Annotated in this window: 21 protein-coding genes, 4 tRNA genes and 1 pseudogene (1 of these 26 cut by a window edge); 23 read left to right on the top strand and 3 right to left on the bottom strand. The window is 62.4% G+C overall.

What is annotated here, in order from left to right; genetic code table 11:
- The 8 genes from AC07VG_RS19570 to AC07VG_RS19535 form a co-directional block, all read left to right on the top strand.
- Positions 1 to 63, top strand: a tRNA-Ala gene (locus tag AC07VG_RS19570); it begins 113 nt to the left of the window's first position.
- 143 nt (positions 64 to 206) lie between these two features.
- A tRNA-Glu gene (locus tag AC07VG_RS19565) sits at positions 207 to 282 on the top strand.
- A 57-nt stretch (positions 283 to 339) separates the two neighbouring features.
- A tRNA-Ala gene (locus AC07VG_RS19560) sits at positions 340 to 415 on the top strand.
- 143 nt (positions 416 to 558) lie between these two features.
- Positions 559 to 634, top strand: a tRNA-Glu gene (locus AC07VG_RS19555).
- Between the two features lie 203 nt (positions 635 to 837).
- The gene (locus AC07VG_RS19550; protein WP_495004774.1) at positions 838 to 1,377 is read left to right on the top strand and encodes a TetR/AcrR family transcriptional regulator; all 540 of its coding nucleotides are present in this window, start codon (positions 838 to 840) and stop codon (positions 1,375 to 1,377) included.
- Between the two features lie 50 nt (positions 1,378 to 1,427).
- Positions 1,428 to 1,862, top strand: a complete 435-nt coding sequence (locus tag AC07VG_RS19545; protein ID WP_495004773.1) for an acyl-CoA thioesterase — start codon at positions 1,428 to 1,430, stop codon at positions 1,860 to 1,862.
- A gap of 96 nt (positions 1,863 to 1,958) precedes the next feature.
- Entirely contained in the window at positions 1,959 to 2,918 is a 960-nt protein-coding gene (locus tag AC07VG_RS19540) for a tRNA dihydrouridine synthase (RefSeq protein WP_495004772.1), read from the top strand.
- A gap of 110 nt (positions 2,919 to 3,028) precedes the next feature.
- Positions 3,029 to 3,478 carry an Hsp20 family protein gene (locus AC07VG_RS19535; protein WP_495004771.1) on the top strand — a complete coding sequence of 150 codons (450 nt, stop codon included), beginning with the start codon at positions 3,029 to 3,031 and terminating at the stop codon, positions 3,476 to 3,478.
- A 151-nt stretch (positions 3,479 to 3,629) separates the two neighbouring features.
- Here AC07VG_RS19535 and AC07VG_RS19530 read toward each other — a convergent pair whose 3' ends face one another.
- On the bottom strand, positions 3,630 to 6,935 hold the full coding sequence (locus tag AC07VG_RS19530) for a PAS domain S-box protein (RefSeq protein ID WP_495021711.1): 3,306 nt from the start codon (positions 6,933 to 6,935) through the stop codon (positions 3,630 to 3,632).
- Positions 6,936 to 7,004: 69 nt separating this feature from the next.
- Complete coding sequence (locus tag AC07VG_RS19525) at positions 7,005 to 7,895, bottom strand: LysR family transcriptional regulator (protein WP_495004769.1); 891 nt, start codon at positions 7,893 to 7,895, stop codon at positions 7,005 to 7,007.
- 153 nt (positions 7,896 to 8,048) lie between these two features.
- On the opposite strand from AC07VG_RS19525, the gene leuC reads away from it, so the two are divergent.
- The 7 genes from leuC to AC07VG_RS19490 all read left to right on the top strand — a co-directional run bounded on the left by leuC (position 8,049) and on the right by AC07VG_RS19490 (position 17,495).
- Positions 8,049 to 9,467: a 3-isopropylmalate dehydratase large subunit gene (gene leuC / locus AC07VG_RS19520; protein ID WP_495004777.1), complete on the top strand. Its 1,419-nt coding sequence runs from the start codon at positions 8,049 to 8,051 to the stop codon at positions 9,465 to 9,467.
- Between the two features lie 10 nt (positions 9,468 to 9,477).
- Complete coding sequence (leuD, locus tag AC07VG_RS19515; protein WP_495004768.1) at positions 9,478 to 10,122, top strand: 3-isopropylmalate dehydratase small subunit; 645 nt, start codon at positions 9,478 to 9,480, stop codon at positions 10,120 to 10,122.
- A 176-nt stretch (positions 10,123 to 10,298) separates the two neighbouring features.
- The gene (locus tag AC07VG_RS19510) at positions 10,299 to 11,063 is read left to right on the top strand and encodes a class I SAM-dependent methyltransferase (RefSeq protein WP_495004767.1); all 765 of its coding nucleotides are present in this window, start codon (positions 10,299 to 10,301) and stop codon (positions 11,061 to 11,063) included.
- Between the two features lie 57 nt (positions 11,064 to 11,120).
- Positions 11,121 to 12,203 (top strand): 3-isopropylmalate dehydrogenase, encoded by a 1,083-nt coding sequence (gene leuB, locus AC07VG_RS19505; RefSeq protein WP_495004766.1) that lies wholly within the window; start codon positions 11,121 to 11,123, stop codon positions 12,201 to 12,203.
- Positions 12,204 to 12,271: 68 nt separating this feature from the next.
- Positions 12,272 to 13,384: an aspartate-semialdehyde dehydrogenase gene (gene asd / locus AC07VG_RS19500; RefSeq protein ID WP_121138644.1), complete on the top strand. Its 1,113-nt coding sequence runs from the start codon at positions 12,272 to 12,274 to the stop codon at positions 13,382 to 13,384.
- Between the two features lie 261 nt (positions 13,385 to 13,645).
- Positions 13,646 to 14,644 carry an aspartate-semialdehyde dehydrogenase gene (locus AC07VG_RS19495; protein ID WP_495021710.1) on the top strand — a complete coding sequence of 333 codons (999 nt, stop codon included), beginning with the start codon at positions 13,646 to 13,648 and terminating at the stop codon, positions 14,642 to 14,644.
- 208 nt (positions 14,645 to 14,852) lie between these two features.
- Entirely contained in the window at positions 14,853 to 17,495 is a 2,643-nt protein-coding gene (locus AC07VG_RS19490) for a motility hub landmark protein FimV (protein WP_495021709.1), read from the top strand.
- Positions 17,496 to 17,653: 158 nt separating this feature from the next.
- Here AC07VG_RS19490 and AC07VG_RS19485 read toward each other — a convergent pair.
- Positions 17,654 to 17,973 (bottom strand): annotated as a pseudogene (locus AC07VG_RS19485) (hypothetical protein).
- 200 nt (positions 17,974 to 18,173) lie between these two features.
- Between AC07VG_RS19485 and truA the strand changes: the two are divergent.
- From truA to AC07VG_RS19445, 8 genes are all read left to right on the top strand, one after another.
- Positions 18,174 to 18,998, top strand: a complete 825-nt coding sequence (gene truA, locus AC07VG_RS19480; RefSeq protein ID WP_495004776.1) for a tRNA pseudouridine(38-40) synthase TruA — start codon at positions 18,174 to 18,176, stop codon at positions 18,996 to 18,998.
- Positions 18,999 to 19,062: 64 nt separating this feature from the next.
- Positions 19,063 to 19,695, top strand: coding sequence for a phosphoribosylanthranilate isomerase (locus tag AC07VG_RS19475; protein ID WP_495004763.1), 633 nt, complete (start codon positions 19,063 to 19,065; stop codon positions 19,693 to 19,695).
- 94 nt (positions 19,696 to 19,789) lie between these two features.
- Complete coding sequence (gene accD / locus AC07VG_RS19470; RefSeq protein ID WP_495004762.1) at positions 19,790 to 20,710, top strand: acetyl-CoA carboxylase, carboxyltransferase subunit beta; 921 nt, start codon at positions 19,790 to 19,792, stop codon at positions 20,708 to 20,710.
- Positions 20,707 to 22,014, top strand: coding sequence for a bifunctional tetrahydrofolate synthase/dihydrofolate synthase (gene folC, locus AC07VG_RS19465; protein WP_495004761.1), 1,308 nt, complete (start codon positions 20,707 to 20,709; stop codon positions 22,012 to 22,014). The genes accD and folC overlap by 4 nt, the downstream gene beginning before the upstream one ends.
- Positions 21,998 to 22,660: an SPOR domain-containing protein gene (locus AC07VG_RS19460; protein ID WP_495004760.1), complete on the top strand. Its 663-nt coding sequence runs from the start codon at positions 21,998 to 22,000 to the stop codon at positions 22,658 to 22,660. The genes folC and AC07VG_RS19460 overlap by 17 nt, the downstream gene beginning before the upstream one ends.
- A gap of 96 nt (positions 22,661 to 22,756) precedes the next feature.
- Entirely contained in the window at positions 22,757 to 23,314 is a 558-nt protein-coding gene (locus AC07VG_RS19455) for a CvpA family protein (protein ID WP_495004759.1), read from the top strand.
- A gap of 41 nt (positions 23,315 to 23,355) precedes the next feature.
- Complete coding sequence (gene purF, locus AC07VG_RS19450) at positions 23,356 to 24,861, top strand: amidophosphoribosyltransferase (RefSeq protein ID WP_495004758.1); 1,506 nt, start codon at positions 23,356 to 23,358, stop codon at positions 24,859 to 24,861.
- Positions 24,862 to 25,045: 184 nt separating this feature from the next.
- Positions 25,046 to 26,257, top strand: coding sequence for an O-succinylhomoserine sulfhydrylase (locus AC07VG_RS19445; protein ID WP_495004757.1), 1,212 nt, complete (start codon positions 25,046 to 25,048; stop codon positions 26,255 to 26,257).
- The last annotated feature ends 4 nt before the right edge of the window (positions 26,258 to 26,261 follow it).

Here is a 26,261-nt window from a genome sequence, read left to right as displayed (position 1 = left end):
AGCTGGGAGAGCGCTTGCATGGCATGCAAGAGGTCGACGGTTCGATCCCGTCTAGCTCCACCAATTTACACTTCAAGGCCTGGCCACACCGGCCTTGAAGTTGTAGGAGCCGGCTTGCTGGCGATGATATCGATACGGTGTTCTGTTGAGCCGCGTCGCCTGGGTCGCCAGTAAGCTGGCTCCTACAGTTGTATAGAAGGGTTTGCGTCCCCTTCGTCTAGTGGCCTAGGACACCGCCCTTTCACGGCGGTAACAGGGGTTCGAGTCCCCTAGGGGACGCCAGTTTTACAGAAGCGATGTTGCAGGTTGATGTCGTTCCGCCTCCGAGGCGAAAAATCCGGGGCTATAGCTCAGCTGGGAGAGCGCTTGCATGGCATGCAAGAGGTCGACGGTTCGATCCCGTCTAGCTCCACCAATTTACACTTCAAGGTCTGGCCACACCGGCCTTGAAGTTGTAGGAACCGGCTTGCTGGCGATGATATCGATACGGTGTTCTATTGAACCGCGTCGTCTGGATCGCCAGCAAGCTGGCTCCTACAGTTGTATAGAAGGGTTTGTGTCCCCTTCGTCTAGTGGCCTAGGACACCGCCCTTTCACGGCGGTAACAGGGGTTCGAGTCCCCTAGGGGACGCCACGATTGCCCGCTCTGCGGGATTTTATAAGGGTCATTCAATTATTGAATGACCCTTTTGTTTGTCTGGCGTTTGACCCTTTTCCCGGCCATCCATTTTTAATACCCATGCTTTGATAGCCAGGGCTCGGACCAGCGGTCAAAATAAAGCCTTGCGGAAAAATATTATGCGAATAATATTTTCTGTGTGATGTCTGGAGGTGGCAATGAACGACAAGAAAGCGCAAACCCGCGAGCGCATCCTGCAGGCGGCGAGTAACGCGCTGATCCAGCGCGGCCCGGTCGAGCCGAGTGTCAGTGAGGTGATGGGCGCCGCCGGGTTGACCGTGGGCGGTTTCTACGCGCACTTCGAGAGCAAGGACGCGCTGATGCTGGAGGCGTTCAAGCAATTGCTCGCCCAGCGTCGGACGAAGATGAGCGAGGTCGACAGCCAGTTGCCGGGTGAGGAGCGGCGGGCCCTGTTCGCGGCCTTCTATTTGTCGCGCAAGCATCGTGATGCGGTCCAGCAGGCCTGTCCGATCCCGTCGATCGTCGGGGAAATGTGCAACTTGCCGGAGTGCTTTCGCGAAGCTCTGAACGAGCATGTGGAACTGATGGTGGTGCAGCTGGCGTCGAGCCCCGAGGACACCGACAAAGCCCTGGCCGATATCGCCCTGATGGTCGGCGGCCTGGCCGTGGCCCGGGCGCTGGGTCCCGGCGAATTGTCCGACCGGCTCCTGCGGGCGGCCAAAACGGCGGTCATCTGAGGGTTGTTCCGTTACACTGCCCGGGTCTTTGATTTGACCGGGAGCGGTACATGAGTTGGGATCTGGCGACACCCTTCATCCTCGATTTGCAGGTGGCCGACGAGGATATCGACGGTCTCGGGCATGCCAACAACGCGGTGTATGTCAGTTGGCTGGAGCGTTGCGCCTGGCGTCACTCGCAGCGCCTGGGCCTCGACCTTAGCGAATATCGACGCCTGGACCGGGCCATGGCGGTGGTCCGCCATGAGATCGACTATCTGGCCGCCGCCTATGAAGGCGACGAATTGCAGTTGGCGACCTGGATCGTCGACTGGGACCAGCGCCTGAAGATGACCCGGCGTTTCCAGCTGGTCCGTCCCAGCGACAACCTGACCCTGTTGCGCGCGCAAACCACCTTTGTCTGTATCGAGCTGTCCAGCGGCAAGCCCAAGCGCATGCCGGCGGAGTTTCTCGAGGGTTACGGGCCGGCGCTGCAGTCGGTCTGAGGGCGTACCGGTTTGCGCCGGAACCCCGTAAACTGCCGCACTTTTTCGTTCGATGGTCGCTTTTTTCGATGACCGCTTTTTTCTATGAGAGTACCCATGCAAATTGCCCTGGCACCCATGGAGGGGTTGGTCGACAACATCCTGCGTGATGTGCTGACCCGAGTCGGCGGTATCGACTGGTGCGTCACCGAGTTTATCCGGATCAATGACTCGCTGTTGACGCCGGCCTACTACCACAAGTTCGCCCCCGAACTGCTGACCGACGCCCGCACGGCCGCCGGTGTACCGCTGCGGGTGCAACTATTGGGCTCCGACCCGGTGTGCCTGGCGGAAAACGCGGCGCTGGCCTGTGAGCTGGGTTCGCAGGTGATCGACTTGAATTTCGGTTGCCCGGCCAAGACCGTGAACAAGTCCCGGGGCGGGGCGGTGCTGCTCAAGGAGCCGGAGTTGCTCAACGCCATTGTCGAGCAGGTCCGTCGCGCGGTGCCGGCGCATATCCCGGTGACGGCGAAGATGCGCTTGGGTTTCGACAGTCCGGACGGGGCACTGGTCTGTGGTACGGCCTTGGCTGAAGGTGGTGCCTCGCAAATCGTCGTACACGCCCGGACCAAGGTCGACGGTTACAAACCGCCGGCCCATTGGGAGTGGGTGGCGCGGGTGCAGGAAGTGGTCAAGGTGCCGGTGTTCGCCAACGGCGATATCTGGTCCGTGGACGACTGGCGGCGCTGTCGCGAGATCAGCGGCGCCGAGGACATCATGCTCGGTCGCGGGCTGGTGTCGCGCCCGGACCTGGCCCGGCAGATCGCCGCGGCGCGGGCTGGCGAAGAGGTGGTGGAGATGACCTGGGCCGAGCTGCAACCGCTGCTGCGCGATTTCTGGGCGCAGGCGGTGGCGCAACTGACGCCACGCCAGGCGCCGGGCCGTTTGAAGCAATGGCTGGCGATGTTGACGCGCAATTATCCGCAGGCCGTGGAGCTGTTCACTCACCTGCGCCGCGAGACCGATTGCGACGCGGTCGGGCGCCTGCTGAATGGACCGTTGTCTGAAGCGGCCTAAAAATTTCACGGCAATCTCTTGAAATGCGTGGGCGAGTTCCTATCTAGGGAGTACGCGATGCCGAATTCGGGTCGCGGACTAAATCACTCGCTGAATCTCAGGAGATTGACATGACTACCGCATTTTCGCTGGCGCCGCTGTTCCGTTCTTCCGTCGGTTTCGATCGTTTCAACGATCTGTTCGAAACCGCACTGCGCAATGAACCGGGCAGCAGCTATCCCCCCTACAACGTTGAAAAACATGGCGACGACCAGTACCGCATCGTCGTGGCCGCGGCCGGTTTCCAGGAAGAAGACCTGGAGCTGCAGGTCGAGAAAGGCGTGTTGACCGTCAGTGGCGGCAAGCGCGAACCCAAGGCCGAGAACGTCAGCTATCTGCACCAGGGCATTGCTCAGCGCGGGTTCAAGCTGTCCTTCCGCCTGGCCGACCATATCGAGGTCAAGGCCGCGGGCCTGAGTAACGGCCTGTTGAATATCGACCTGCTGCGGGTCGTACCGGAAGAGGCCAAGCCAAAGCGCATTGCCATTAATGCCGGGCAAAAGCCGGCGCTGCAGCACTGATCTGACGCTGCATCAACTGAAAACCCCGCCTTCGAGGCGGGGCTTTTCGTTGTGGCGCGGCCTCGGGCGTTTACTCAGCCGCCTGACTGACACCGAGCCTGTAGGAGCCGCGCAACCCCAGCCTGTCGGCTGATCGCCAGCAAGCCGGCTCCTACAGGTCGGTGGTGTGTTCAGTCGTGGGTGATTCCAAGAGCTTTTTGAACTCTTCCAAAGGCAACGGCCGACTGTGCAGATAGCCCTGGTACAGATGGCAGCCCAAGCCCTCCAGGAATACCAGCTGCTCCGGCAACTCCACCCCCTCGGCAATCACCGTCAGCCCCAGGCTGCGGGCCATGGCGACAATGGCGCGGATGATTTCCGCGTCGTTGGGGTCGTGGGTCGCATCGCGCACGAACGACTGGTCGATCTTCAAGGCGTCCACCGGCAGGCGCTTGAGGTAGGTCAGCGACGAATAGCCGGTGCCGAAATCGTCCATGGCGAAACTGACGCCGAGTTTGTTCAGGCGGCGCATCTTGCTGATGGTGTCCTCCAGGTTCTGGATCACGATGCCTTCGGTGATTTCCAGTTTCAGCATCGAGGACGGGACGTTGTAGCGAATCAGCGTGCGTTCCACCCGTTCGACGAAATCGATCTGGCGGAATTGCCGCGGACTGATATTCACGCACAAGCTGAAGGCATGGCTGATCAAACCGTCGCCGAGCAGGATGCCGAAGGCCTCGCAGGCATGGTCGAGGATCCAGGTGCCGACCTCGAGGATCAGCCCGCTGTCTTCCAGGACCTTGATGAACTCGGTCGGCGATTGCGCGCCGAGTTCCGGGTGGTGCCAGCGCACCAAGGCTTCGGCACCGATGATGCTGTTGTCGCGGGCGTCCACCTGGGGCTGGAAGTGCAGGCTGAATTCGCCGCGGGAAAGCGCCTGGCGCAAGTCGTTTTCCATGCGCAGGCGTTCGCTGGCGGCTTTCTGCATGGTGCTGTGGAACAGCTGGGTGATGTTGCGCCCGGAATCCTTGGCCCGGTACAGCGCGATATCGGCGCGCTTGAGCAGGTCGGCGGGGGTGGTGCCGTGGTCGGGAATCAGTGCCACGCCGATGCTCGGGGTCACCTGCAGGCGCTGGCCGTCGAGGAACATGGGTTCGGCCAGCAGTTCGCGAATGGTGTCCGCCAGTTCGCGGACTTTGTGCGTGACCTCGCTGCGTGAACCGTCCAGGCCGCTGAGCAGCACCACGAACTCGTCGCCACCCAGGCGCGCCACGGTGTCCTCGGTGCGCACACTGGCTTCCAGGCGGGCGGTCACCACCTTGAGCACGGTGTCGCCCACCGGGTGGCCGAGGGAGTCGTTGATGTGCTTGAAGTGATCGAGATCGAGGAACAGCAGGGCGCCGCGCAGGTTGTGGCGCTTGAGCAGGGCGATCTGCTGGCTCAGGCGGTCCATCAGCAGGGCGCGGTTGGGCAGGTTGGTCAGCGGGTCGTGATAGGCCAGGTGGCGGATCTGCGCCTGGGCGTTCTTCAATTGGCTGATATCCCGGGCGGTGAGCAGCAGGCACGCGGTTTCATTGAGGATGATCGGTTCGACCGATACCTCGACGGTGAGCACATCGCCGCGTTTGTTGCGCCCGAGCATGTCGCGGTGTGGGACATGGCCCTTTTCCTTCAGCTCCGCCAGCAGTGCGCTGCGCTGTTTGTGATCGGCCCAGACGCCGATTTCATACACCGTGCGGCCGATGACTTCGCTGCTGGTGTAGCCGGTCAGCCGGCAGAAGCCGTCGTTGACCTCCAGGTAGCGCCCGCTGTCGCGCTCGGTGATGGTGATGGCGTCGGGGCTGGAGTGGAACGCCTTGGCGAATTTTTCCTCGCTGGCCTTGAGCGCGGCCTCGGCCCGTTGTTGCTGGGTGATGTCACGCAAGGTGGTGACGATGCAGGGCTGCTCCTCGACCACGATCTGCCGGCTGGTAATCACGCAGGTCAGGGCATGGCCGCGCTTGTGATGCACGATCACCGCCACATTGTTCAGGGCCTGGTCGCGGATCACCTGCTGAATACGCTGCAAGCGCTTGGCCGTGTCGTCCCACAGGCCGATCTGCTCGGCACTGCGATTACGCACCTCGTCGATGCTCCAGCCAAACACCTGGGTAAAGGCCGGGTTGATCTCGATGAATTGCCCGGTGTCGTAGCGGGTGACGCAGATCGGGTCGGGACTGGCCTGGAACAGGCTGGCGAATTTCTCTTCCGAGGCCACCAGGCGTTGTTCGCGCTCCACCTGCTCGGTGATATCCAGCAGGGTGCCGGCCATGCGCAGCGGATTGCCCTGTTCGTCGCGGTAGAGGCGGGCACGGCTTTCCAGGTAGCGCGAGATGCCGTTTTCCAGCTGCACCCGATAGGTCAGTTGATAGTTGCCTTCGGGGCCTTCGCGCAGGCTGCGGTAGGCGTGACGCATGCTTTCGCGCTCGCTGGTGGGCACACCGTCGAAAAAGGCCTCGAACGACTCATGGAAGGGTTGCGGCTCGAGGCCGTGCAACTGCGCGGCCCGCGCCGAGCCATAGAGCATGCCGCTGGGGATATGCCAGTCCCAGGTGCCCAGTTGCGCCGAGTCCAGGGCCAGGTCGAGGCGTTCCTGGCTGTCCTTGAGGGCCAGCTCGGCATGCTTGCGTTCGGTGGTGTCGAGAAAGGTGCTCAGCAGATAGGCCTGGCCTTCCAGTTCGACCCGCTGGGCGCTGAGGATGCCGACACGAATTTGCTCGTTGCTGGCCCGTAGTTGCACCTCCTGGCTGACCGATTCGCCCTTGGGTCCCAGGGCGTCGATCAATCGCCTGCGCTCCTGCGGGTCGACCCATAGACCCAGTTCCAGGGTGGTGCGCCCTATTACCTGGAGGGCCGGCCAACCGAACAGACTTTCGAAGCACTGATTGGCCTCGCTGATCAAACCGTCTTCCTCGCGGGTCAGCAGGACCATGTTGGGAGACAGGTGAAACAGCGTGGCAAAGCGTTTTTCCGAGCTGCTGAGGGCATGCTCGCGCTGGCGCTGGTGGGTGATTTCGCGAATGACGCCGATCATCCGTGGCTTGCCATTTTTGTCCGGCAACAGACTGCCATTGATTTCCAGCCAGTGCAGGCTGCCGTCGGGCCAGCGGATGCGGTGATGCATGGCCTGTTCGACGGGCTCACCTTCCAGTACCGCATGAAAGGCTCGCAGGGTGCGCGCACGGTCCTCGACCGGTAGCAGGTCAAAGTAGTCGATGTCCTTGGGCAGTGGCTGGTATGGATCGAAGCCGAACAGCGCCTGGGTCCCCCGGGACCAACTGACCTGCCCGCTTTCGATATCCCAGCACCAGGCCCCCAGGCGCGCGCCATTGAGGGCGGCAAGCAGTTGCGTGGCACTTTCCCAGCTCTGTTCCGACGCATGGGGATCAAGTGCGTGAATGCGTGGCAGGGGTGGAATACGGCTGGCGTGCTTGGGCATTTACAGCTGTCCTTGGGATGAAAGGAACGTTGTGCCGCAAAAAGCTGTTTGGAATAAAGCAGGCTTGACTTATGTCGTCAATACCGCTCTATCGCTCTGTGCATCCAGTAAAGCCATGAAAGCTCGCGCGGCATTCGACAGTGTCCGTTCGGTATGCAGGATATAGCCTAGCTGGCGAGTCAGTTGTATGCCCGGTAAAGGAATGCGTGCCACCTGCTCATCGAGCATGGTTCGCGGCAGAACGCTCCAGGCCAGGCCGATGGAGACCATCATCTTGATGGTTTCCAGATAATTGGTACTCATGGCGATGTTCGGCGTCAGCCCCTGGGCTTCGAACAGGCGCTGGACGATATGGTGGGTAAAGGTGTTGCCACCCGGAAAGACCGCCGGGTGATGGGCGATGTCCTTGAGGCTGACCGGGCCGTGGCTGACCAACGGATGCTCGAGGGCGACGACGAAATCCAGCGGGTCGTCCCACACCGGCACGGCGCGTACCAGACCGTGGGGCTCCGGCGCCAGGGTGATCACCGCCAGCTCGGCGCGACCGTGGAGGATTTCCTCATAGGCGACTTCCGAGTCGAGGAACTGGATATCCAGCGCCACCTGCGGATAACGCCGGGTAAAGGCACGCAATAGCGGTGGCAGGCGGTGCAGGCCGATGTGATGGCTGGTGGCCAGAGTCAGCCGGCCGCTGACTTCGCCGGTGAGATTGGTCAGCGCCCGGCGGGTGTCGTCCAGCACGTTGAGAATCTGGTAGGCGCGTGGCAGCAGGGCCCGGCCGGCCTCGGTCAGGCCGATTTCGCGGCCCAGGCGGTCGAACAGGCGGACATTGAGTTGCTGCTCGAGTCCAGCGATACGTTTGCTGATCGCCGGCTGCGTCAGGTGCAGGCGTTCCCCGGCGGCGGAAAAACTGCCGGTCTCGGCGATGGCAATAAAAGCATTGAGGTTAGCCAGATCCATGCGCTGTATTCCAGATGGTTATCCAAAGCATAAAAAATATGAATTTGAGTTATTCACTCTAACGCCATAGCATCGACCTCACAAGCCAAGGGGTTATTGAGAACAGTCATCAATAATCCGGGGCATAGAAACAAGCTGATGAGGAAACGTCTGATGGCCGGCAAAACGCTTTACGACAAGCTCTGGGAATCTCATGAAGTGAAACGGCGCGATGATGGGTCGTCGCTGATCTATATCGACCGTCACATCATCCATGAAGTGACTTCGCCCCAGGCTTTCGAAGGCCTGCGCCTGGCCGGGCGCAAGCCTTGGCGTGTTGACTCGATCATCGCCACCCCGGACCACAACGTACCGACCACCCCGGAGCGCAAGGGTGGGATCGAAGCGATTGTTGACCAGGTGTCGCGTTTGCAGGTGCAGACCCTCGACGATTACTGCGATGAATATGGCATCACCGAATTCAAGATGAATGACGTGCGTCAAGGTATCGTGCACGTGATCGGCCCGGAGCAGGGGGCGACCTTGCCGGGCATGACCGTGGTCTGTGGTGACTCCCATACTTCGACCCACGGTGCCTTCGGTGCCTTGGCCCACGGTATCGGCACCTCCGAGGTCGAGCACGTGTTCGCCACCCAGTGTCTGGTGGCCAAGAAGATGAAGAATATGCTGGTGCGGGTCGAGGGCACCTTGCCGTTTGGCGTGACCGCCAAGGACATCGTCCTGGCCGTGATCGGCAAGATCGGCACCGCCGGCGGCAACGGCCATGCCATCGAGTTCGCCGGTAGCGCGATTCGTGCCCTGTCGGTCGAAGGCCGCATGACCATCTGCAATATGTCCATCGAAGCCGGTGCCCGCGTGGGCCTGGTGGCTGCCGATGAAAAAACCGTGGCCTACGTCAAGGGCCGTCCTTTTGCACCGAAAGGCGCGGAGTGGGACCTGGCCGTCGAGGCCTGGAAAGACCTGGTGTCCGATGCCGATGCGCAGTTCGACCGCGTGGTCGAGCTGGATGCCGCGCAGATCAAGCCGCAGGTCAGTTGGGGCACCTCGCCGGAAATGGTCCTGGCGGTTGATCAGAACGTGCCGGACCCGGCCCGCGAGACCGACCTGGTCAAGCGCGGCTCGATCGAGCGTGCCTTGAAGTACATGGGGCTGACCGCCAACCAGGCGATCACCGACATCCAGTTGGACCGGGTCTTTATCGGTTCCTGCACCAACTCGCGGATCGAAGACCTGCGTGCCGCGGCGGTGATCGCCAAGGGCCGCAAGGTCGCCTCGACCATCAAGCAGGCGATTGTCGTGCCGGGTTCGGGCCTGGTGAAAGCCCAGGCCGAAGCCGAAGGCCTGGACAAGATCTTCCTCGAAGCCGGTTTCGAATGGCGCGAGCCGGGTTGCTCGATGTGTCTGGCGATGAACCCGGACCGCCTGGAAAGCGGCGAGCATTGCGCCTCGACGTCCAACCGTAACTTCGAAGGACGCCAGGGTGCCGGTGGTCGTACCCACCTGGTGAGCCCGGCCATGGCCGCCGCCGCCGCCGTGAGCGGTCGTTTTGTCGACGTTCGTGAATTGATCTGAGGAGCGCAGCATGAAAGCCTTTACCCAGCACACCGGTCTTGTCGCGCCTCTGGATCGTGCCAATGTCGACACCGACCAGATCATTCCCAAGCAGTTCTTGAAGTCGATCAAGCGCACCGGTTTCGGTCCCAACCTGTTCGACGAATGGCGCTACCTGGACGTGGGTTATGCCTACCAGGACAACTCCAAGCGACCGTTGAACAAGGACTTCGTGTTGAACGCCGAGCGTTACCAGGGTGCCAGTGTGTTGCTGGCCCGGGAAAACTTCGGTTGTGGTTCCAGTCGTGAACATGCGCCATGGGCTCTGGAGGAGTACGGCTTCCGCAGCATCATTGCGCCGAGCTTTGCCGATATCTTCTTCAACAACAGCTTCAAGAACGGCCTGTTGCCGATCATTCTCGACGACAGCGAAGTCGACGAGCTGTTCCAGCAGGTCGAGGCCACCCCGGGTTATCAGTTGACGGTCGATCTGCAAGCACAGACCGTGACCCGTCCGGACGGCAAGGTCTACCACTTCGAAGTCGATGCGTTCCGCAAGCATTGCCTGCTCAACGGCCTGGACGATATCGGTCTGACCCTGCAGGACGGCGAGGCGATTGCCGCGTTCGAAGCCAAGCACCGGGCCAGCCAGCCATGGTTGTTTCGCGACGTTTGATTTGAGGTAGGCAGGGAGGGCCTCTTCGCGGGCAAGCTCCGCTCCCACAGGTTTTTGAGCGTACACAAAAATGTGGCTCGACTCGGTCCTGTGGGAGCGGAGCTTGTCGGGGCGCCGCATCGCCGCGAAGACGGCCAATTCAGCGACACAGAACTCTCGGCAAAAAGGAAATCCCCATGACCGGCAAGGCTCATACCGCAGTCGTTCAAAAGCAATTCGGCGAACAGGCCAGCGCTTATCTGAGCAGCACCGTGCACGCCCAGGGCACCGAATTCGCCCTGCTCCAGGCCGAACTGGCCGGGAAGACCGACGCCCGGGTCCTGGACCTGGGGTGCGGTGCCGGTCACGTAAGCTTTCATGTCGCCCCGCTGGTCAAGAAAGTGGCCGCCTACGACCTCTCGCAGCAGATGCTCGACGTGGTCGCGGCGGCCGCTACCGAGCGCGGCCTGAACAATATCACCACAGTGTGTGGCGCGGCCGAGCGCCTGCCGTTCGCCGATGGAGAGTTCGACTACGTCTTCAGCCGTTACTCGGCGCACCACTGGAGTGACCTGGGGCAGGCCTTGCGGGAAGTGCGCCGGGTCCTCAAGCCCGGTGGCGTGGCGGCCTTCATCGACGTCATGTCCCCCGGCAGCCCGTTGTTCGACACTTACCTGCAAAGCGTCGAGGTTTTGCGCGATACCAGTCATGTCCGCGATTATTCGGCAGGCGAGTGGCTGCGTCAGGTCAACGAGGCCGGGCTGAGCGTGCGCAGTACCCAGCGTCAGCGCCTGCGCCTGGAGTTTGGCTCCTGGGTCGAGCGCATGCGCACCCCGCAACCGCTGCGGGTGGCCATTCGCGATTTGCAGCAGGCAATGGGCGCGGAAGTGCGAGAATATTTTGAGATTGAGGCCGATGGCTCGTTCAGTACCGATGTCCTGGTGCTGTGGGCCGAGCGATAGACTTTTTCCAGGCGCGCCCGTGACCACGGGCGCACCGACAGATGACATGAGGAAAGCATGAGCAAGCAGATTCTGATTCTTCCAGGCGATGGTATTGGTCCGGAAATCATGGCCGAGGCGGTCAAGGTGCTGGAACTGGCCAACGACAAGTACAGCCTCGGTTTCGAGCTGAGCCACGACGTGATCGGTGGCGCGGCCATTGACAAGCACGGCGTGCCCCTGGCTGACGAGACCCTGGACCGCGCCCGCGCCGCCGATGCCGTGCTGCTGGGCGCTGTCGGTGGGCCGAAGTGGGACAAGATCGAGCGGGATATCCGTCCTGAGCGTGGCCTGCTGAAAATCCGCGCGCAACTGGGCCTGTTCGGCAACCTGCGTCCGGCGATCCTCTACCCGCAACTGGCCGACGCTTCCAGCCTGAAGCCGGAAATTGTCGCCGGCCTGGATATCCTGATCGTCCGCGAACTGACCGGCGGCATCTACTTCGGCGCGCCGCGTGGCACCCGCGAGTTGGAAAATGGCGAGCGCCAGTCCTACGATACCCTGCCGTACAGCGAAAGCGAGATCCGTCGCATTGCCCGGGTCGGCTTCGACATGGCGCGGGTCCGCGGCAAGAAGCTCTGCTCGGTGGACAAGGCCAACGTCCTGGCCTCCAGCCAGTTGTGGCGTGAAGTGGTTGAGCAGGTCGCCCTGGATTACCCGGACATCGAGCTGAGCCACATGTACGTTGACAACGCCGCCATGCAACTGGTGCGGGCGCCGAAGCAGTTCGACGTGATCGTCACCGACAATATGTTCGGCGATATCCTCTCCGACGAAGCCTCGATGCTCACCGGCTCCATCGGCATGCTGCCGTCGGCCTCGCTGGATGCCAACAACAAAGGCATGTACGAGCCGTGCCACGGCTCTGCGCCGGACATTGCCGGGCAGGGCATCGCCAACCCGCTGGCGACGATCCTGTCGGTGTCGATGATGCTGCGTTACAGCTTCAATCTGCACGACGCGGCGCAGGCGATCGAGACCGCGGTCAGCCGTGTGCTGGACCAGGGCTTGCGCACCGGCGACATCTGGTCGGCCGGTTGCACTAAAGTCGGTACGCAGGAAATGGGCGACGCAGTAGTCGCCGCGCTGCGGAATCTGTAATCTCTCGGGCCCACCGCCTCTTCCATCCCTGGAGGCGGTGACCCACTTTTGTAAAAGGTGTAGTTGCGATGAAACGTGTAGGTCTGATCGGTTGGCGCGGTATGGTCGGTTCCGTGCTCATGCAGCGGATGCTGGAAGAGCAAGATTTCGACCTGATTGAGCCGGTGTTTTTCACCACTTCCAATGTTGGTGGCCAAGGCCCGTCCGTGGGCAAGGATATTGCTCCGCTGAAGGACGCCTACAGCATTGAAGAGCTCAAGACCCTCGACGTGATCCTGACCTGCCAGGGCGGCGACTACACCAGCGAGGTTTTCCCCAAGCTGCGCGAAGCCGGCTGGCAGGGTTACTGGATCGATGCTGCTTCCAGCCTGCGTATGCAGGATGACGCGGTGATCGTCCTCGATCCGGTCAACCGCAAGGTCATCGACCAGCAGCTGGACGCCGGGACCAAGAACTACATCGGCGGCAACTGCACCGTCAGTCTGATGCTGATGGGCCTGGGTGGCCTGTTCGAGGCTGGCCTGGTGGAATGGATGAGCGCCATGACCTATCAGGCGGCCTCGGGTGCCGGCGCGCAGAACATGCGCGAGTTGATCAAGCAAATGGGCGCGACCCACGCCGCTGTCGCCGATCAACTGGCCGACCCTGCCAGTGCCATCCTTGACATCGACCGCCGTGTCGCCGAAGCCATGCGCAGCGATGCCTACCCGACCGAGAACTTCGGCGTGCCGCTGGCCGGCAGCCTGATCCCGTGGATCGACAAGGAATTGCCGAACGGCCAGAGCCGGGAAGAGTGGAAGGCCCAGGCCGAGACCAACAAGATCCTCGGTCGCTTCAAGAGCCCGATCCCGGTGGACGGTATCTGCGTGCGCATTGGCGCCATGCGTTGCCACAGCCAGGCGCTGACCATCAAGCTGAACAAGGACGTGCCGATCGCCGATATCGAAGGGCTGATCAGCCAGCACAACCCCTGGGTCAAGCTGGTGCCGAACCAGAAAGAGATCAGCATGCAGGAACTGAGTCCGACCAAGGTCACCGGCACGCTGAATATCCCGGTGGGCCGTCTGCGCAAGCTGAACATGGGTTCGCAGTTCCTCGGTGCCTTCACCGTGGGCGACCAACTGCTGTGGGGGGCGGCCGAGCCGTTGCGGCGCATGCTGCGTATCCTGCTGGAGCGTTGATCCGCTGAGACTTTGAAAAAACCCGCGTCTCGTCAGATTCGCGGTTTTTTTTTTGGTTTTCAGAGAGTTGCCGGATTACTTTGTGGGAGCGGAGCTTGCCCGCGAAGAGGGCCTTGAGATCGCTGAAAGCTTCGCGGGCAAGCTCCGCTCCCACATTAGGGGGGGAGGGCGGCCTTCAGTGGAGCAAACGGCGATAAATTGCCTGACCGCCGCGTCACGGGTAAAGTGCCGCTCCCCCCCCGTTCCGCCTGAGGTCATCCCATGAGCCAGTCCTTTGATATTGCCGTGATCGGCGCCACCGGCACCGTCGGCGAGACACTGGTGCAGATCCTCGAAGAGCGCGATTTCCCGGTGGCCAACCTGCACCTGCTGGCCAGTAGCGAGTCGGCGGGGCACTCGGTGCCATTTCGGGGCAAGAACGTGCGGGTGCGCGAAGTCGACGAATTCGACTTCGGCAAAGTCCAGCTGGTGTTCTTCGCCGCCGGTCCCGCGGTGACCATCAGCTTTGCCCCGCGCGCGACGGCGGCGGGTTGCACGGTGATCGACCTGTCCGGTGCCTTGCCCGTGCCCCATGTGGTGCCGGAGGCCAATCCCGAGGTGCTGGCGACCCTGGGCAAGCCGGTACAGGTCAGCAGCCCCAGCGCCGCGGCCACTGCATTGGCGGTGGTGCTGGCGCCGCTCAAGGGCCTGGACATCCAGCGGGTCACGCTGACCGCTTGCCTGGCGGTATCGAGCCAGGGGCGCGAGGCGGTGACCGAACTGGCCCGACAAACGGCGGAGTTGCTGAATGTTCGCCCGCTGGAGCCGCGCTTTTTCGACCGGCAGATGGCCTTTAACCTGTTGGCCCAGGTCGGTAAGCCGGATGCCCAGGGGCATGTGTCGCTGGAAAAACGCCTGGTCAGTGAACTACGTGAGTTGCTCGCGGCACCTTTGTTAAAAATTTCAGTGACTTGCATTCAAGCCCCGGTGTTTTTCGGCGATAGCTATAGTGTCTCTCTGCAAACCGCCACCGAAGTTGATCTGGCCGCTGTGAACGCTACGCTGGATGCGGCGCAGGGGATCGAGCTGGTAGAAGCGGGCGACTACCCGACGGCGGTGGGTGACGCGGTGGGGCAGGATGTGGTTTATGTCGGACGGGTGCGTCGCGGTGTGGACGACCCGTGCGAGCTGAATCTGTGGCTGACAGCCGACAATGTGCGCAAAGGTGCGGCATTGAACGCTGTGCAACTGGCAGAGCTGTTGATAAAAGACCTGCTGTAAAAGATACTTGGCGGCAATTTGCAGAATGATTCTAGCCTGACGCTATGCTCAGGCTGGTTGCTGGAGGTGAACCTGTCCTCGGGCATTTGCAAGGGCGTCGGCTGAAACCGCGCGCTGCGGCGATGATTTCAAGGGCGCGCACACTGCCGCAAGGCGGGCGACACCACCTTCTCGCTAGCCGAGGAATGCACAAACAAAGGAAGAGGCTATGGTTCAAGTTCGCAAACTGGTGTTAGCAATAGCGGCCGCTTCGGCGCTGTCTTCCGGTATGGCACACGCGCTTGGGCTTGGGGAAGTGACCCTCAAGTCAACTCTGAACCAGCCGTTGCTGGCGGAAATCGAATTGCAGGATGTCAGTGGCCTCAGCGCCTCGGATATCGTTCCGAGCCTTGCCTCGCCCCAGGCCTTCGCCGACGCCGGGGTCAGTCGCCAGGACTTTCTCAACGACCTGACCTTCACACCGGTGATCAACCCCAGCGGTCGCAGCGTGGTGCGGGTCACCTCGAGCAAGCCGCTGTCCGAAGCCTATGTGCGCTTCCTGGTGCAGGTGCAGTGGCCCAACGGTCGGCTGATGCGCGACTACAGCGTGCTGCTCGATCCGTCGAAATACACGCCGTCCGCCGATGCCGCCAAGCCCGCCGCCGCTGCCGCAAATGCGCCGGCCACGCCTGTCGCGCCGGTCACCGCGCCGACCAAGGCCAAGCAATACACCACCGGCCCCAAGGACACCTTGTGGGACATCGCCTTGAAGGAGAGCAACGGCGCTTCCGTGCAGCAGACCATGCTGGCGATCCAGGCGTTGAATCCGGGGGCTTTCCTTGACGGCAACATCAACCGCCTGAAGACCGGCCAGGTGCTGCGCCTGCCTGATCGCGTCGAAAGCCGCGCGTTGGCGCAGCCCAAGGCGATTGCCGAAGTGGCCGCGCAGAATGCCGCCTGGCGTGCGGGACGGCGCTCGGTGCATGCTGGCAAGCAACAGATCGATGCCACTCGGCACAAGGGCGCCGAGGGGGGGCCGGCCAAGGCCGCTGGCAAGGATAATTTGAGCCTGGTCTCCGCCGAGTCCGGGAAGAAACACGGCAAAGGCGCCGCTGGTGACAACAAGGCCTTGAACAACAAGCTGGCGGTGACCCAGGAAAGCCTGGACAGTACTCGTCGCGACAACGCCGAACTGAAAAGCCGGATGGAAGACCTGCAAAGCCAGCTGGACAAATTGCAGCGCCTGATTCAGCTGAAGAACGACCAGTTGGCCAAGCTGCAGGCCGAAGGCTCGACTGCCGCGCCAGCGGCCGGGCAACCGGCCAATGCCATGTCGGCCCAGCTCGCCGCCAAGCCGGAGGCAGTACCTGCCGCGCCTGTGGTGGCGCCGGCCGCCGATGCGGCCAAGCCACCGGTTGCAACGCCGATCCAGCCTGACACCGCCGTGCAAGAGCGCAAGCTCGATGATCTTCTGGCCAGTCCGATCCTGATGGGGCTGTTGGCCGGTTCCGTGGTGCTGGTGTTCCTCCTGCTCCTGCTGTTCCTGGCGCGTCGCCGCAAGGCCAAGCTGGAAGCGGAAAAGCACCTGCGTATGGCCCGGGCGTTAAACGAGGAAAGCGGCTTTTCCGAAGAGCTGGATATGCCTGAAAGCAGTTTCGAGGGTCTGGAGGTCCCTCCGCCCAGCGTAAAGCTGGCACCCGCTCCGGCCCCGGTCCCGGCCGCTGAGCGTCCTACCGATGTACTGGACCAGGCTAACCTGCATATCCAGCGCGGTCACCTGAATCAGGCGGCCGGCTTGCTCGAAGAAGCGGTGAAGTACGAGCCGCAGCGTACCGATGTGCGCCTGAAACTGATGGAAGTCTACGGCCAGCAGGGCGATCGTGATGCCTTCATCGCCCAGGAGCGGCAGTTGCCTGCCGGTCAGCACCTGGCCGAGGTCGAGCAGCTCAAGAGTCGCTTTCCGTCGATGATCGCCGTTGCCGCGGTGGCGGGTCTCGGGGCGGCGGCCGTAGCGGCTGAGTTGAGCGAGGACTATGTCAAGGAGTTGCTGGCCGATGAACCGCCGGCTCCAGCTCCAGCTCCAGCTCCAGTGCCAGCACCCGTGCCCGCTCCGGTTGCGGCGCCGGCACCCGTGGTGGCGGCGGATGATCTCTTCGACAGCGATTTCGACCTGAGCCTGGATGATCTCGAAGCGGTCTCGCCGACGGTGGTTGAGCTGACCAAGGTGGAGCTGGATGACCTGCAACTGGACGACGACCTGAGTTTCGAGTCGATTCTGGGGCAGCAGGCCGGGGCCACGCCGACCCTGGATGACGATTTGAGTTTCGAGTCGGTCCTGGAACAGCAGGCACCGGCCAAGCCGGTCCTTGACGATCTGTCGGATTTCGATCTGGACCTGGATGGGGAAGCACCGCTGTCGACTTCGGCGGACGAGGACTTCCTGTTGAGCCTGACCGAAGACCTGAAGGACTCCGATGCCGAGGTCCCGACCTTGGGCGCGGGCGGCCTGGACGATCTGGACCTGCCGGCGGATTTCGATCTGGCGCTGGCGGACGAATTGGAGGCACACTCCGGCCCGAATGCCTTCACTGACGAACTGGATGACGTCAATGCCGAGCTGGATCGTCTGTCCCAGAGCCTGGAGCAGCCGCCACTGGCGACGCCAAGCCTGGCGGCTGACGAATTGCCCGAGGACGAGTCGTTCGACTTCCTGTCGGGTACCGACGAAGCGGCCACCAAGCTCGACCTGGCCCAGGCTTACATGGACATGGACGACAGCGACGGTGCGCGGGATATCCTCGCCGAAGTGCTGAGCGAAGGCAGTGAAGCGCAGAAAGCCGAAGCGCGGGAGATGCTCAAGCGTCTGGCTTGATCGACGCCTCAACAAAAAACGGCAGCCCCAGGGCTGTCGTTTTTGTTTGTGCTCAACGCGGTCGTTGTGGGAGCTGGCTTGCCGGCGATGGCGTCCGTAAGGTCAATGCAAGACTCGCCGGCCTTATCGCCGGCAAGCCGGCGCCTACAGGGGGCGCTTCAGGCCAGCAGGTCCTCGTAAAAAGCGCCGAACGGTCGGGTCGGGTGGGCGATCTGGATTTCCAGGATCCACAGCCCGACATTTGGGCACGCCTCGAAATTACCCAGGTCGCCAGCCCGGTAGATCGCATGGGGAAATCGCTGACCCGATGGCCCTTGATCTCCAGGTTCAGCACCCAGCCCAGGGCCTCGGATTCACGCATGCCGGGCTTGATGCGACGGGCCATTTCCTCGACGGTCTGCCAGGTCATGTGGCGGGCGTGCAGCATGCCTTCCAGGCTATAGGCCTGGCCGACGGCTTCCTTGTGGATCGCGTTCATTCATCAGGTCTCGGTAGAGAGGTTGTCGTTATTTACTTTTCTATATAGCGATAACCGGTCAGTCAGAGAATATCCGCCCGTGGGGTGAACTAAAAGTCCCTTGCGCATGGCGTCTCGGCTGGCTGGCCTTATAATGCCCGCCTTTGCGTCAACCAGCAGGCTGTGAGTTCTTGGCAAATATAGATAACCCGGCCGCCGAAATGGCGGCCGATGGCTTTTTCAGGATCGCCCTGGGCGTCGAGTACAAAGGTTCCCGCTATTGCGGCTGGCAGCGTCAGGCGTCCGGTGTGCTGACGGTGCAGCAGACCCTGGAAGAAGCTTTGTCGAAAGTGGCGGACTCGCCGGTTTCGCTGATGTGCGCCGGGCGCACCGATGCCGGCGTGCATGCCTGTGGCCAGGTGGTGCACTTCGATACCCGCGCCGAACGCTCGCTGAAGGCCTGGGTCATGGGCGCCAATATCAATCTGCCCCATGACGTCAGCGTCAGTTGGGCACAGGTGATGCCGGCGCATTTCCATGCGCGTTTCAAGGCGATCGCCCGGCGATATCGCTACGTGATCTACAACGACCAGATCCGTCCGGCCCATTTGAACCAGGAGATCACCTGGAACCACCGCCCGCTGGATGTCGAGCGCATGGCCGAGGCCGCCCGCCACCTGATCGGCACCCATGACTTCAGTGCGTTCCGTGCCGGCCAGTGCCAGGCCAAGTCACCGATCAAGGAAGTGCACCACCTGCGGGTCACCCGCCACGGCAAGATGATCGTCATCGATATCCGAGCCGGGGCCTTCCTGCATCACATGGTGCGCAATATCGCCGGGGTGCTGATGACCATCGGTGCCGGCGAGCGGCCGGTGGAGTGGGCCAGGGATGTCCTGGAAAGTCGGGTCAGGCGCACCGGCGGCGTCACCGCGCATCCATTCGGCCTGTATCTGGTGCAGGTGGAGTACCGCGACGAGTTCGCGCTGCCGCAGCGTTACATCGGGCCGCACTTTCTCACCGGCTTCTCGGAACTTGACGGCTGACGCCTGGAAAAGCATTTGTTACCATCCGGGACTTTCTCGGAAAACACCTGGGGTTGTTTACGACATGTCCGCCGTTCGCAGCAAAATCTGCGGGATTACCCGCATTGAAGATGCGTTGGCCGCCGTCGACGCCGGGGCCGACGCCATTGGCTTGGTGTTTTACGCCAAAAGCCCGCGGGCGGTGACGATCCAGCAGGCGCGGGCGATTATTGCCGCCTTGCCACCCTTCGTGACCACCGTCGGCCTGTTCGTCAATGCCAGCCGCTGCGAGTTGGGGGAGATCCTCGATGCGGTGCCGCTAGACCTGTTGCAGTTCCATGGCGATGAAACCCGCGAGCAATGCGAAGGTTATCACCGTCCCTATATCAAGGCGTTGCGGGTCAAGGCTGGTGATGATATCGCCGCGGCCTGCGCGGCTTACCCGAGTGCCAGCGGGATTCTCCTCGATACCTATGTGGAAGGAGTTCCCGGGGGAACTGGCGCGGCATTCGACTGGTCTCTGGTACCACCGGGCCTGGGCAAGCCGATCATTCTCGCCGGCGGCTTGACCGCCGACAACGTGGCCGAGGCCATCGCCCGGGTCAAACCCTATGCCGTGGATGTCAGCGGCGGGGTGGAGCAGGGCAAGGGCATCAAGGATCGTACAAAGATCGAGGCGTTCATGCGGGCCGTACGCGGTTGCGCGGCGCCAATGTGACGGCTGGCAGCCTGCCGCCGTCCATGCATACCGCCGCAGAAAACAGGCGGGCCCGGTTGTCCGACGGGCCGAAAACGAATTGGAGAAAGAAAGCATGAGCAACTGGTTAGTAGACAAACTGATCCCTTCGATCATGCGTTCCGAGGTGAAGAAAAGCTCGGTGCCTGAAGGTCTGTGGCACAAGTGCCCATCGTGCGATGCGGTGCTCTATCGTCCGGAGCTGGAAAAGACCCTGGACGTCTGCCCCAAGTGCAACCACCACATGCGCATTGGCGCCCGTGCCCGTATCGATATCTTCCTCGACGCCGAAGGCCGCGTCGAGCTGGGTGCGGACCTGGAGCCGGTGGACCGCCTGAAGTTCCGTGACGGCAAGAAGTACAAGGACCGCCTGAGCGCGGCCCAGAAGCAGACCGGCGAAAAAGACGCCCTGGTCTCCATGAGCGGCACCCTGCTGGGTATGCCGGTGGTGGTTTCCGCCTTTGAATTCTCGTTCATGGGTGGCTCCATGGGGGCCATCGTCGGCGAGCGTTTCGTACGTGCCGCCAACTACGCCCTGGAAAACCGTTGCCCGATGATCTGCTTCGCCGCTTCCGGTGGTGCGCGGATGCAGGAAGCGCTGATTTCCCTGATGCAGATGGCCAAGACTTCGGCCGTGCTGGCGCGCTTGCGTGAAGAAGGCCTGCCGTTCATCTCGGTGTTGACCGACCCGGTCTACGGCGGTGTTTCCGCGAGTCTGGCGATGCTTGGCGATGTGATCGTCGGCGAACCCAAGGCGTTGATCGGCTTCGCCGGCCCGCGCGTGATCGAGCAGACCGTGCGCGAGAAGCTGCCGGAAGGCTTCCAGCGCAGCGAGTTCCTGCTGGAACACGGTGCCATCGACATGATCATTGCCCGCCAGGAGCTGCGTCCACGCCTGGGCAATTTGCTCGCCCAGATGATGGGCCTGCCGACGCCCGAGTACATCGCCCTGCCTGTTGAGCCTGTCATTGTCCCGCCGGTGCCTGCAAGCCTATGACCGAACGTACCCTGGGCGAGTGGCTCGCCTACCTGGAGCAATTGCACCCATCGGCTATCGACATGGGGCTGGAGCGCTCGCAAGAGGTAGCGAACCGCATGGGGCTGGGCAAGCCGGCGCCTCGGGTAGTGACCGTGACCGGGACCAATGGCAAGGGTTCGACCTGCGCCTTTGTCGCTTCGTTGCTGCAAGCGCAGGGGCTCAAGGTCGGCGTCTATAGCTCGCCGCACCTGCTGCGCTACAACGAGCGTGTGCAGATCAACGGGGTCGAGGCGACGGACGCGCAGCTGTGCGCGGCCTTCGCTGCGCTTGACGCCGGACGTGGCGAGACTTCCCTGACCTATTTCGAGATGGGCACTCTGGCCGCGCTCTGGCTGTTCGAGCGCTCGGGCCTGGATGTGGTGGTGCTGGAAGTCGGCCTGGGCGGACGCCTGGACACGGTCAACGTGGTCGATGCCGACCTGGCGCTGGTGACCAGCATCGGTGTGGATCATGCTGACTACCTGGGTAACACCCGTGAGTCGGTGGCCTTCGAAAAGGCCGGGATCTTCCGTCCGGGCGCGCCTGCGCTGTGTGGTGACCTGAGCCCGCCGCAACCGCTGCTGGACAAGGCCCGCGAGCTGGGCAGCCCGTTCTTCCTGCGCGGTCGGGATTTCGATCTCGGCCTGACCGATGCAAACTGGCAGTGGCGTGGCGTTGATCGTCAGGGCCAGGTCGTCGAGCTGCGCGATTTGCCGCTGCTTGACCTGCCCATGGAAAACGCCGCCCTGGCCCTGCAGGCCTACCTGCTGATGGATCTGCCCTGGCAGCCGGAGCGGATTGCCCAGGCGCTGCAAGACACCCGTATGGTCGGTCGGCTGGATCGGCGTAAGCTGACCTGGCAAGGCAAGTCCCTCAGCCTGATGCTGGACGTGGGGCATAATCCCCATGCCGCGGAATACCTGGCCGAGCGTCTGGCGCGCAGTCCCCTGAAGGGGCGGCGCCTGGCGGTGTTCGGGCTGTTGTCGGACAAGGACCTTGAGGGTGTGGTTGCACCGCTTGAGCGACATGTCCAGCATTGGGCGGTGACGCCGTTGCAGACTCCGCGCAGTCGCCCGGCCATTGACCTGCAGGCCGCCTTGGCGGCCCGTGGTGCGTCGCTGAACGTTTACGAGAGTGTCGCCGCTGCGCTGGAGGGGCAATGTGCCCAGGCCACGGCCGATGACGAGATTCTGTTGTTCGGATCGTTTTTTTGTGTTGCCGAGGCGCTGGAGTGGCTGGCCCGGCGCGCCACGGAGGAGGCTGCCAATGGCAATGCTGGATAAAGCGTACAAGCAACGGATGGTCGGCGCGCTGGTGCTGGTGGCGTTGGCGGTGATCTTCCTGCCGATGCTGTTTTCCCGCCAGGACGAGCAGCGCCAGGTTCGCGTCGAGGCACCGACGGCTCCCCAGCTCTCGGCGTTACCGCAGGTCAAGGTCGAGCCGGTGCCGGTTCCCGAGCCACAGGCATTGCCCCAGGAACCGGTTCCGGGCGATGACGAGGAGACCCCGGTGCCTGTCGCACCAGCACCGGCAGCCAAGTCCGTCGCTCCAGTCGCGGTGGCCAAGCCCGCGCCTGCCCCCGCTGCTGTCGCCAAGCCAGCTCCGGCACCGACGCAAACGCCGGCCCAGGTGGTCGCGGTGGCGCCGTCCAAGCTCGATACCACGCAAAATCGCGTGGATCCCAACGGCCTGCCGATCAGTTGGTCGGTGCAGTTGGCCAGCTTGTCCAGTCGCGACAGTGCCGAAAGCCTGCAAAAGACCCTGCGCAGCCAGGGCTACAACGCCTATATCCGTTCTTCCGATGGCAAGAACCGGGTCTTTGTCGGTCCGCTGATCGAGCGTGCCGAGGCCGATCGGCTGCGTGATCTGCTGGGCCGTCAGCAGAATCTGAAGGGTTTTGTCGTGCGTTTCCAACCAGAACGCGGTTAAGTCCGCGGCTTTGTATCGAAATGCTCTGACAATCGCCTTACCAGTGGGGCGGCGCTCTGCTAAAATGCGCCGCCTTATCCGTCTGTAGGCTGCACTGTGCCATTTACCTGGGTTGACTGGGCGATTATTGCGATAATCGTCGTTTCTGCGTTGATCAGCTTGAGCCGTGGTTTCGTCAAGGAAGCCCTGTCCCTGCTCACCTGGATCATTGCCGGCGCGGTCGCCTGGATGTTCGGTGGCTCGTTGTCCGTGTACCTGACCGACTATATCCAGACACCTTCGGCGCGCGTGATCGCGGGCTGTGCAATCATGTTCGTTGCCACCCTGCTGGTGGGTGCCATGATCAACTACCTTATCGGCGAACTGGTTCGCGTCACCGGCCTGTCCGGGACCGATCGCTTCCTCGGCATGGCCTTCGGCGCCGCGCGTGGCGCGCTGCTGGTGGTGGTGGCCGTCGGGCTGCTGAGCCTGGGGCCGGTCCAGCAGGATTCGTGGTGGCGCAGCTCGCAGCTCGTGCCAAAATTTCTATTGGTCGCCGACTGGTCCAAGAACCTCATCCTGGGGTGGAGCAGTCAGTGGCTAGCCAGCGGAATCAGCGTACCCGCTGACCTTCCGTTCAAGGAACATCTCTTGCCGGCCAAAACGCCTCAGTAAGGGCTGTTCAGTTCAGATTCATTAAGTAGGGGTTGCGTCGCATGTGTGGCATCGTCGGTATCGTCGGTAAGTCGAACGTCAATCAGGCGCTGTATGACGCGCTAACCGTGCTCCAGCACCGCGGCCAGGACGCTGCCGGTATCGTGACCAGCCATGACGGCCGGTTATTCCTGCGCAAGGACAACGGCCTGGTCCGCGATGTATTCCATCAGCGGCACATGCAGCGCCTGGTCGGACACATGGGTATCGGCCACGTGCGCTACCCGACAGCCGGCAGCTCGACCTCGGCTGAAGCTCAGCCGTTTTATGTCAACTCGCCGTATGGCATCACCCTGGCGCACAACGGCAACCTGACCAACGTCGAACAGTTGGCCAAGGAAATCTACGAGTCCGATCTGCGCCACGTCAACACCAACTCCGACTCGGAAGTGTTGCTCAACGTGTTCGCCCACGAGTTGGCCCAGCGCGGCAAGCTGCAACCGACCGAAGAGGATGTGTTCGCCGCAGTGACTGACGTGCACAACCGTTGCGTTGGCGGCTATGCGGTGGTGGCGATGGTGACCGGCTACGGTATCGTCGGTTTCCGCGACCCCCATGGCATCCGTCCGATCGTGTTCGGTCAGCGTCACACCGACGAAGGCGTCGAATACATGATCGCCTCCGAGAGCGTGTCCCTGGACGTACTCGGCTTCACCCTGATCCGCGACCTGGCACCGGGCGAAGCGGTCTACATCACCGAAGACGGCAAGCTGCACACCCGTCAGTGCGCGACCAACCCGTCGCTGACCCCGTGCATCTTCGAACACGTCTACCTGGCGCGTCCGGACTCGATCATCGACGGCGTGTCGGTGTACAAGGCGCGTCTGCGCATGGGCGAGAAGCTGGCGGAGAAGATCCTGCGCGAGCGTCCGCAGCACGACATCGACGTGGTCATCCCGATCCCGGACACCAGCCGTACCTCGGCCCTGGAACTGGCGAACCATCTGGGCGTGAAGTTCCGCGAAGGCTTTGTGAAGAACCGCTATATCGGTCGGACCTTCATCATGCCGGGCCAGGCCGCGCGGAAGAAATCCGTGCGCCAGAAGCTCAATGCCATCGAGCTTGAATTCCGTGGCAAGAACGTCATGCTGGTGGACGACTCCATCGTTCGCGGCACCACCTGCAAGCAGATCATCCAGATGGCCCGCGAAGCCGGCGCGAAGAACGTCTACTTCTGCTCGGCGGCCCCGGCGGTGCGTTATCCGAACGTCTACGGCATCGATATGCCGAGTGCCCACGAATTGATCGCGCACAACCGCACAACCCAGGATGTGGCTGATCTGATCGGCGCCGACTGGCTGATCTACCAGGACCTGCCGGACCTGATCGAGGCCGTCGGTGGCGGCAAGGTCAAGATCGAAAATTTCGATTGCGCGGTGTTTGACGGCAAGTACGTCACCGGCGACATCGACGAGCATTACCTGGCCAAGATCGAGCAGGCGCGTAACGATGCGTCCAAGGTCAAGACCCAGGCGGTCAGTGCGATCATCGACCTGTACAACAACTGAGTGAAAGCCAGCTCCGGGGTTGGAATGCGCTCCTGATAACACTGCAACCCGTGTAGGAGCCGGCTTGCCGGCGATGGCGATGCAGGATTCAGCACCGCTATCGCTGGCAAGCCAGCTCCTACAGGACCTCATCGCCCCCCCGGCGGTTTTGTATCCTCCAAAAAATCGAACAAGGAGTGGCAGCATGAGTCAGGAATGGGATGCCGGTCGGCTGGACAGCGATCTCGAAGGCGTGGCCTTCGACACCCTGGCCGTCCGTGCCGGTCAGCACCGCACGCCGGAAGGCGAGCACGGCGACCCGATGTTCTTCACTTCCAGCTACGTGTTCCGCACCGCTGCCGATGCGGCGGCGCGTTTCGCCGGGGAAGTGCCGGGCAACGTCTATTCGCGCTACACCAACCCCACCGTGCGTTCGTTCGAAGAGCGTATCGCGGCCCTGGAAGGGGCTGAGCAAGCAGTTGCCACCGCCACCGGCATGGCCGCCATCATGGCCGTGGTCATGAGCCTGTGCAGTGCTGGCGACCATGTGTTGGTCTCGCGCAGTGTGTTCGGCTCCACCATCAGTTTGTTCGAGAAGTACTTCAAGCGCTTCGGCGTTGAAGTCGACTACGTGCCATTGGCCGAGCTGTCCGGCTGGGACGCGGCGATCCGGCCGAATACCAGGCTGCTGTTCGTCGAGTCGCCGTCCAATCCGTTGGCCGAGCTGGTGGACATCGCCGCCTTGGCCGAAATCGCCCACGCCAAGGGGGCGATGCTGGTGGTCGACAACTGCTTCTGCACGCCGGCCCTGCAACAGCCGTTGAAGCTGGGCGCGGACATCGTCGTGCATTCGGCGACCAAGTTTATCGACGGCCAGGGCCGTTGCATGGGTGGCGTGGTCGCCGGGCGTGGCGAGCAGATGAAGGAAGTCGTCGGTTTCCTGCGCACCGCCGGGCCGACCCTCAGCCCGTTCAACGCCTGGATCTTCCTCAAGGGCCTGGAAACTCTGAACCTGCGTATGCGCGCCCACTGTGCCAATGCCCAGGCTTTGGCCGAGTGGCTGGAGCAGCAGGACGGCATCGAGAAGGTCCATTACGCCGGTCTCAAGAGCCATCCACAGCACGAACTCGCCCAGCGTCAGCAACGCGGCTTCGGTGCGGTGGTGAGTTTCGAGGTCAAGGGCGGTAAAGAGGGCGCCTGGCGCTTTATCGACGCCACTCGACTGATCTCGATCACCGCCAACCTGGGGGACAGCAAGACCACCATCACTCACCCGAGCACCACCTCCCACGGCCGTCTGGCGCCGCAGGAGCGTGAAGCCGCGGGGATTCGCGACAGCCTGATCCGTGTCGCCGTCGGCCTTGAAGATGTAGCCGACCTGCAAGCCGACCTGGCCCGCGGGTTGGCGGCCTTGTGATCGA

It is taken from the genome of Pseudomonas sp. GW821-FHT03C07 (assembly GCF_059420925.1).
This window is presented reverse-complemented; position numbering and strand designations above follow the sequence as displayed.